The following is a 7624-nucleotide window of genomic DNA, read 5'->3' as shown; positions in this document are numbered from 1 at the left end:
GGCACGGCCTGAGGTTCGCGGCACGGCCTGAGGTTCGCGGCACGGCCTGAGGTTCGCGGCACGGCGTAAGGTTCGCGGCACGGCGTAAGGTTCGCGGCACGGTCCGGCCTTTCGGGGCGAGGTCTCGGCCTTCTGCCGCGGCGCCCCCCGACGTCGGCCGAGCCGGGGAGGCCTCGTTGCCCCATGCTTTGCTCTGCCATCACCAGCGAGCCAACGCCCGGCGTGGTCCTGAGCGTGGTCCTGTGCGTGTGCCGTCGTGGTCGCGCTGGGCGCCGCACCCGCACACGCACGAGGACACCCTGACGCGCACGCTCCTGCCGGCCCGGGGCTCGCTGGCCGGCGCCTGTCCGGTGACCCGCTCCACGCCGTCCGACATCTGGTACGGCTGTACCGCCGGACGCACCAACGACCCGCGAACGCGGCGTGTCGTGCGTTGGACCGCTGTTGTGACGACCTGGGGTACGGCTGTCTCAGCGACTGGACGGAGCGACCTCGGCGCCGGCGTCAGGGCAGGCCGGCGGCCCGGCCGGCGACGGGGTCGAGCCGTCCGCGACGCTCGACGCTCGACGCCGTGTCCCGCGCCCGCGGACCCCGGCTGGCTCGCGCCTGCAGGAGCCGCCGTACCGCAGACCGTCACAAGAGCGCTCCAACGCACGACACGCCGCCTTCGCAGGTCGTTCCTTTGTCCGGCGGTACGTACACCGGTTCGTTCTCCGATCCGGCGGCTCGCTGGTGATGGCAGAGCAAAGCACGGGGTACCACCGAACCGCGGCCGGGCCGGAAGTGGCAGGACCACGCACATCCGGGCGGGGTCGGTCCGTCCACAGGAATCTCGTTCGTCACGTCGTCCACAGGCCGCGTTCCGGGCGGGTGACTGCTGGCGGCTCGGCAGGACAGCATCCCTCGCATGTGGCCGGACGGGTTCCCCAGCAATGACTACCTGCGACAGGCGCGCTGCGGCTGCGGGCTCAGCCAGCGTGCGTTCGCGGAGATGCTCGGGATGAGCCGGTCCCTGGTCGACCGGGTCGAGGCAGGCCGCGTGTCCCCGCGGGTCGAGGATCTCGAGCGGGCCATTGCGGCCGACGGGTTGGTCCTCGTCGTCGTACGCGAGGTCGACGGGGAGGGTCTGGTGTTCGTCCCGCCGCTGGAGGAGCTCGACGGGCCGGGGATGTGCCGGGACGGCGCGGGGCGGCGGTACCCGGCGCACCTCGGGCTCGTCGTCGACCCGGTCCGGGGCGAGTGGTGGGGCGACCGGTTCGCGATGACCCGGCCGCCGGAGACGTTCCACCGCGACCAGGTGCTGCGCGAGGTGCGGCGGTCGCTGTCGCAGCGGGAGGTCCGGCCGGGTCTGCCGGGCCCGGTGCCGCAGTGGCCGCTGCCGCTGGTCCGTGCGGCGTACGCGATGCAGAAGGCCGGCAACCGCGAGGGCCTCCGGCAGTGGGAGCAGATGCTCCGGGAGCAGCGGCGGGAGACCGGATGACGGCCGCGTGCGGGACGGCACACGCCCCCGATTCACGCTCCGGGCGTCCGGCTTGCGAGACTGGGGCCGTGAGTCCGTACCCCTTCGAGGCCCCCGCGTCCGAAGCACTCTTCGAACGAGCCCGGGCGATCGTCCCCGGCGGCGTGAACTCCCCGGTCCGCGCCTTCCGCGCGGTCGGCGGGACGCCGCGGTTCATGGCCCGCGGGCGCGGGCCGTACGTCTACGACGTCGACGGCCGCGAGTACGTCGACCTCGTCTGCTCGTGGGGGCCGATGATCCTCGGCCACGCCCACCCCGACGTCCTCGCCGCCGTCCACGAGGCCGCGGACGCCGGTTTCTCCTTCGGGACGCCGACCGAGAACGAGCTTCTCCTGGCCGAGGCGATCGTCGCCCGCGTCGACCCGGTCGAGAAGGTCCGGCTCGTCAGCTCGGGCACCGAGGCGACGATGAGCGCGATCCGGCTCGCCCGCGGGTTCACCGGGCGCAGCAAGGTCGTGAAGTTCGCCGGGCACTACCACGGGCACGTCGACGCGCTCCTCGCCGCGGCCGGCTCCGGGGTCGCGACCTTCGCGCTGCCGGACACCCCCGGCGTCACCGGCGCGAGCGCCGCCGACACCCTGGTCCTGCCGTACAACGACGTCGCCGCCCTCGAGGCCGTGTTCGCCGCGCACGGCGATGACATCGCCTGCGTCATCACCGAGGCCGCCGCCGGCAACATGGGCGTCGTCCCGCCCGGCCCGGGCTTCACCGCCGCCCTGCGCCGCGTCACGAAGGCCCACGGTGCCCTGCTCGTGAGCGACGAGGTCATGACGGGCTTCCGGGTCAGCGCCGCGGGCTGGTTCGGGCACGAGGGCCCGACGGCGGACGGCGCCCCCGACCTGTTCACGTTCGGCAAGGTCATGGGCGGCGGCTTCCCGGCCGCGGCGTTCGGCGGCCGTGCCGACGTCATGTCGCACCTCGCTCCCGAGGGCCCCGTCTACCAGGCGGGCACGCTCTCCGGGAACCCGGTCGCGACCGCGGCGGGCCTGGCCACCCTCACCGGCTGCACCCCGGAGCTCTACGCCCGGCTCGAAGCCGCCGCGGCGACGATCTCGCAGGCCGCGTCGGCGGCCCTGGGCGCCGAGGGCGTCCCGCACGTCGTCCAGTCCGCCGGGTCGATGTTCAGCGTCTTCTTCACCGCGGACGGCGGCCCCGCCGCGGTCCGCGACTACGACGACGCGCGCAAGCAGGACCTGCCCGCCTTCACGGCCTTCTTCCACAGCATGCTCGCCGACGGTGTCTACCTGCCGCCGAGCGCGTTCGAGGCCTGGTTCCTCTCCGGGGCGCACGACGAGACCGCGGTCGGCCGGATCCTCGACGCGCTGCCCGCCGCCGCGAAGGCCGCCGCCGCGGCGTCCTCGGCGACGAGCGGGGAGGCCCGCCCGTGACCGAGCGCACCGTCGTCCACCTGCTGCGCCACGGCGAGGTGGAGAACCCCGAGAAGATCCTCTACGGGCGGCTGCCCGGGTACCACCTCTCCGCGCTCGGCCGGCAGATGGCGGACCGGGCCGGGGCGTACTTCGAGACCCGGGACGTCGTCCACCTGGTCGCGTCCCCGCTCGAGCGCGCCCAGGAGACCGCGGAGCCCATCGCGAAGGCGACCGGTCTGTCGATCGTCACCGACGCCCGGGTCATCGAGTCGGAGAACGTCTTCGAGGGCCAGCGGTTCGGCGTCGGCGACGGCAGCCTGCGCCACCCCTCGGTGTGGAAGCACCTCGTCAACCCGTTCCGGCCGTCCTGGGGCGAGCCCTACGCCCAGGTCGCCTGGCGGATGCACGCCGCCGCCGAGGACGCCCGGGACGCCGCCCGCGGCCACGAGGCCGTCGTCGTCAGCCACCAGCTGCCGGTCTGGATCGCCCGGCTCGCCGCGGAGCACCGCCGGTTCGTCCACGACCCGCGCAAGCGGCAGTGCTCGCTGGCCTCGGTGACGTCGCTGCACTACGACGGCGACGAGCTCGTCTCGGTGAGCTACGCCGAGCCGGCCGCCGACCTGCTGCCCGGTGCGAACAAGGTCGCCGGGGCATGAGCGCGCGGCGGGGCGGACGACGAGGCGTGCGCCGGCGGGCCGCGCTGGCCGCCGTGCTCCTGGGCGTCACGGCGCTCACCGCCTGCTCGTCGTCCGGGACGGCGGACGGCAGCGGCAAGGGCTTCGTCAGCGGCGACGGCATGATCACGGTGCTCCCCGCGGACAGGAGGCCGGACCCGGTCGCGCTGTCCGGCAAGACCCTCGAGGGCAGCGATCTCGACCTCACCGGCCTGCGCGGCAAGGTCGTCGTCCTCAACGTCTGGGGCTCGTGGTGCCCGCCCTGCCGCAAGGAGGCGCCCGACCTGGAGCAGGCCTACAAGGACCTGAAGGGCAAGGGCGTCGAGTTCGTCGGCCTCAACGTCCGGCAGCAGAGCCAGAGCGAGGCCCTCGCCTACCAGCGCAAGTTCTCGATCACCTACCCGAGCCTCGCGGACGACGGCGGCAAGAGCCTGCTCGCGCTGCGCGGTGCGGTCTCCGCCAACGCGATCCCGTCGACCCTCGTGCTCGACACGCAGGGCCGGATCGCCGTCCGGATCAGCGGTCCGACGACCCGGACGACGCTCGTCGACCTCGTCGAGGACGTCGTCGCCGGCCGCGACCCGCAGGTCGCGTGAGCACGGTGGGCGCGCGGAGGACCCGATGGGCGACCTGAGCCAGACCGTCCTCGACGGCTCGCTCGTGCTCGCGCTGCCGATCGCGGTCGCGGCGGGCCTGGTCTCGTTCCTCTCGCCGTGCGTCCTCCCGCTCGTCCCCGGCTACCTCGGGTACGTCACCGGCCTCACCGGCGTCGACCTCGAGAAGCAGCGCCGCGGCCGGATGGTCGCCGGGATGCTCCTGTTCGTGGCCGGGTTCAGCGTCGTGTTCGTGCTCGTCGGGCTCACCGCCGGCGCCCTCGGCGGTGCGCTGCTCGAGCACCGGACGGCGGTCGAGCGCGTCCTGGGGGCGGTCACGATCGGGCTCGGGCTGGTCTACCTCGGGGCGCTCCCGGTGCTCCAGGGCACCAAGCGGCTCGACGTCCGCCCCGCCGCCGGTCTGGCCGCCGCCCCGCTGCTCGGCGTCGTCTTCGGCGTCGGCTGGACGGCGTGCACCGGCCCGACCCTGAGCGTCATCCTCAGCCTCAGCCTGGTGAGCGGCACCGCGACCCGCGGCGCCCTGCTCGGCGCGGCCTACTGCGTCGGCCTCGGCCTGCCGTTCGTCGCCGCCGGGTTGGCCTACCGGCGCGCCATGGGCGCCTTCGACGTCGTCCGCCGGCACCGGGTCGCGGTGACCCGGTTCGGCGGGGGAGTGCTCGTCGTCGTCGGGGTGCTCCTCGTGACGGGGCTGTGGGGCCAGTGGATCCAGTCGGTGCAGGGCTCGATCGCCGGCTACGAGACCGTGCTGTGAGGGTTGCTGTGAGAGTGCGCGCACGATGACCGACACGATGCTGCCCGAGACCGCGCAGCCCGAGCCGGTGCGGCTGCCGCCGCTGGGCCCGCTCGGCTGGGCCCGCTGGGCCTGGCGCCAGCTGACGAGCATGCGCGTCGCGCTGCTTCTGCTCATGCTGCTCGCGGTCGCCGCCGTCCCCGGCTCGGTCTTCCCGCAGCGGCGCATCGACCCGACGAAGGTCGACGGCTACCTCGCCGAGCACACGACGAGCGGTCCGTGGCTCGACCGGCTCGGCGCCTTCGACGTCTACTCCTCGCCGTGGTTCTCGGCGATCTACCTGCTCCTGTTCGTCTCGCTCGTCGGCTGCGTCGTGCCGCGGGCGAAGCAGCACTGGAAGAGCGCCCGCAGCGCGCCCCCGCGCACCCCGCGCCGGCTCGAGCGGCTCCCCGCGCACGCCTCGGCCACCGTCGACGGATCACCCGAGGAGATGCTCGAGAAGGCCCGGACGGCGTTGCGCCGCAGGCGTTTCCGGCTCGCCGAGCACGACGGCGGCACGAGCCTGGCTGCGGAGAAGGGGTACACCGCCGAGACCGGCAACCTCGCCTTCCACCTCGCGCTGCTCGGGCTCCTCGTCTCCATCGCGGCGGGCACGCTCGTCGGCTACTCCGGCCAGGTCACCGTCGTCGAGGGCCAGCCGTTCTCCAACGTCGCGGTCATGTACAACACGCTGTCGGCCGGCAGCCGGGTCGACACCGGTGACCTGCCGCCGTTCACGCTGACCCTCGACTCGCTGAAGGTCGACTTCGACAACGGCTCCGGCGGCGGCCAGCTCGGCGCCCCGCGGATGTTCACCGGTGCGGTGACCGTCGCCGACGCCGGCGGCCCGCCGTCCACCCGGACCCTGCGGGTCAACCAGCCGGTCGACGTCGGCGGCACCCGGCTCTTCCTCGTGGGCAACGGGTACGCGCCGGTGCTCACGGTGCGGGACGGCGCGGGGAACGTCGCGTTCAGCGGGGCCGTCCCCTTCCTGCCCCGGGACTCGCAGTACACGAGCCTGGGCGTCGTCAAGGTGCCCGACGCCCAGCCGCGGCAGGTCGCGCTGCGCGGGCTGTTCCTCCCGACAGCGGTCGTCGACCCGGTCAAGGGGCCGGTCTCGATCTTCCCCGGCCTCACCGACCCGCGGCTGTTCCTCACCGCGTACGTCTCCGCCCCCGGCGTCGACGGCCTCGGTCTCGACAGCGGCGTCCCGCAGTCGGTCTACGAGTTCGACGACAAGGACCTCACCCAGCTCACCGACGACAAGGGCGAGCCGCTGCGGATCCTGCTCGCGCCCGGCACGACGTTCGACCTGCCGGACGGCGCGGGCTCGGTGACCTTCGACGGGATCAAGCGCTACGCCGCCCTGGACATCCGCTACGACCCGGCGAAGGTCTGGGTCCTCGGCTTCGCCGTGCTCGCCCTCGCCGGCCTCACGGCGTCCCTCTTCGTCCGCCGCCGGCGGCTCTGGGCCCGGGTGTCGACGGACGACGAGGGCCGTACCGTGGTCGAGGTCGCGGGGCTGTCCCGGGGCGACGACACCGCCCTGCAGCCGCTCGTCCGCGAGGTCCTCGCGGAGATCGCCCCGGGCCCGCAGTCGCACCAGCACGACCCGAAGCACCAGAACGACCCGAAGCACCAGAACGACCCGAAGCACCAGAACGACGAGGAGTGACGGTGGCCGTCGACGCGACGCTCGCAACCCTGTCCAACCAGCTCGTGTACTCGGCGATGGCCGTCTACACCGGCGCGATGGCGGCCTTCGCGGTGGACCTGTCCGGCCGTGGTGCCCGTGTCGAAGGTGAGGGCAAGGTGCTCGTCGGGCCGGACGGCGAGCCCGCCAGGGACGTGGCGTCCGTCACGCCGTCCGCCCCGGCCGGCGCGTCGGAGCCTCGCCCGCGCACCAAGATCGGCGGCATCGCGGTCGCCCTCACCTGGCTCGCGTTCGCCCTGCACCTCGGCGGCGTCGTCGCCCGCGGCGCCTCGGTCCACCGTGCCCCGTGGGGCAACATGTACGAGTTCTCGGTGAGCGGCGCGGTCGTCGTCACCGCCGTCTTCCTCGCGGTGCTCACCCGCCGGGACGTCCGCTACCTCGGCACCTTCGTCGTCGGCCCGGTCCTGCTCACCCTGGGCCTCGCGGTCACGGTGCTCTACACCCGGGCCGCCCAGCTGGTCCCGGCGCTGCAGAGCTTCTGGCTCGTCATCCACGTCTCCGTCGCGTTCATCGCATCCGCCCTGTTCACGCTGGCGTTCTCCACCACCGTGCTCCAGCTCGTCCAGGAGCGCCGCGAGCTCGCCCGCGCCGCCGGCAACCCGCCCGCGCGCGGCCGCTTCATGGACAACCTGCCGGGCTCGGTCGAGCTGGAGCGCTCGTCGTACCGGCTGCACGCGATCGCGTTCCCGCTGTGGACCTTCACCGTCATGGCCGGCGCGATCTGGGCCGAGCACGCCTGGGGCCGCTACTGGAACTGGGACCCCAAGGAGGTCTGGTCCTTCGTCATCTGGGTCGTCTACGCCGGGTACCTGCACGCCCGCGCGACCCGCGGCTGGGACGGCCGCCGCTCGGCGTACCTGGCGTTGGCCGGGTACGGCTGCATCCTGTTCAACTTCCTCGTGGTGAACATCTTCTTCGTGGGCCTGCACTCCTACGCGAAGTGAGCAGGGGCCCGGGACGCCGG

Annotated in this window: 7 protein-coding genes; all 7 read left to right on the top strand. The window is 73.7% G+C overall.

All coding sequences use genetic code 11. The features are described from left to right. Positions 1-907 precede the first annotated feature (907 nt). The 7 genes from EDJALFJO_RS30625 to ccsB all read left to right on the top strand — a co-directional run bounded on the left by EDJALFJO_RS30625 (position 908) and on the right by ccsB (position 7604). Positions 908-1480: a helix-turn-helix transcriptional regulator gene (locus tag EDJALFJO_RS30625; RefSeq protein ID WP_088290276.1), complete on the top strand. Its 573-nt coding sequence runs from the start codon at positions 908-910 to the stop codon at positions 1478-1480. A gap of 68 nt (positions 1481-1548) precedes the next feature. Next, positions 1549-2907 carry a glutamate-1-semialdehyde 2,1-aminomutase gene (gene hemL, locus EDJALFJO_RS30620; RefSeq protein WP_233150128.1) on the top strand — a complete coding sequence of 453 codons (1359 nt, stop codon included), beginning with the start codon at positions 1549-1551 and terminating at the stop codon, positions 2905-2907. Further along, on the top strand, positions 2904-3545 hold the full coding sequence (locus EDJALFJO_RS30615) for a histidine phosphatase family protein (protein WP_088290272.1): 642 nt from the start codon (positions 2904-2906) through the stop codon (positions 3543-3545). Before hemL ends, EDJALFJO_RS30615 begins: the two co-directional genes overlap by 4 nt. Further along, complete coding sequence (locus EDJALFJO_RS30610; protein WP_198950794.1) at positions 3542-4159, top strand: TlpA disulfide reductase family protein; 618 nt, start codon at positions 3542-3544, stop codon at positions 4157-4159. Before EDJALFJO_RS30615 ends, EDJALFJO_RS30610 begins: the two co-directional genes overlap by 4 nt. 25 nt (positions 4160-4184) lie before the next feature. Continuing rightward, a complete protein-coding gene (locus EDJALFJO_RS30605; protein WP_088290270.1) occupies positions 4185-4928 on the top strand; it encodes a cytochrome c biogenesis CcdA family protein in 744 nt (247 codons plus the stop codon). Positions 4929-4953: 25 nt separating this feature from the next. Next, the gene (locus EDJALFJO_RS30600) at positions 4954-6621 is read left to right on the top strand and encodes a cytochrome c biogenesis protein ResB (RefSeq protein ID WP_198950793.1); all 1668 of its coding nucleotides are present in this window, start codon (positions 4954-4956) and stop codon (positions 6619-6621) included. 2 nt (positions 6622-6623) lie between these two features. Beyond that, positions 6624-7604, top strand: a complete 981-nt coding sequence (ccsB, locus tag EDJALFJO_RS30595; RefSeq protein ID WP_233150127.1) for a c-type cytochrome biogenesis protein CcsB — start codon at positions 6624-6626, stop codon at positions 7602-7604. The last annotated feature ends 20 nt before the right edge of the window (positions 7605-7624 follow it).

Source organism: Kineosporia sp. A_224 (assembly GCF_002198655.1).
In the GTDB taxonomy this organism is placed as follows: domain Bacteria; phylum Actinomycetota; class Actinomycetes; order Actinomycetales; family Kineosporiaceae; genus R-H-3.
This window is presented reverse-complemented; position numbering and strand designations above follow the sequence as displayed.

Excerpts from the sequence above, each read along its gene's own strand:
- EDJALFJO_RS30610 (WP_198950794.1), top strand. The coding sequence starts at position 3,542 with ATGAGCGCGCGGCGGGGCGGACGACGAGGCGTGCGCCGGCGGGCCGCG.
- EDJALFJO_RS30600 (WP_198950793.1), top strand. The coding sequence starts at position 4,954 with ATGACCGACACGATGCTGCCCGAGACCGCGCAGCCCGAGCCGGTGCGG.
- EDJALFJO_RS30625 (WP_088290276.1), top strand. The coding sequence starts at position 908 with ATGTGGCCGGACGGGTTCCCCAGCAATGACTACCTGCGACAGGCGCGC.
- EDJALFJO_RS30605 (WP_088290270.1), top strand. The coding sequence starts at position 4,185 with ATGGGCGACCTGAGCCAGACCGTCCTCGACGGCTCGCTCGTGCTCGCG.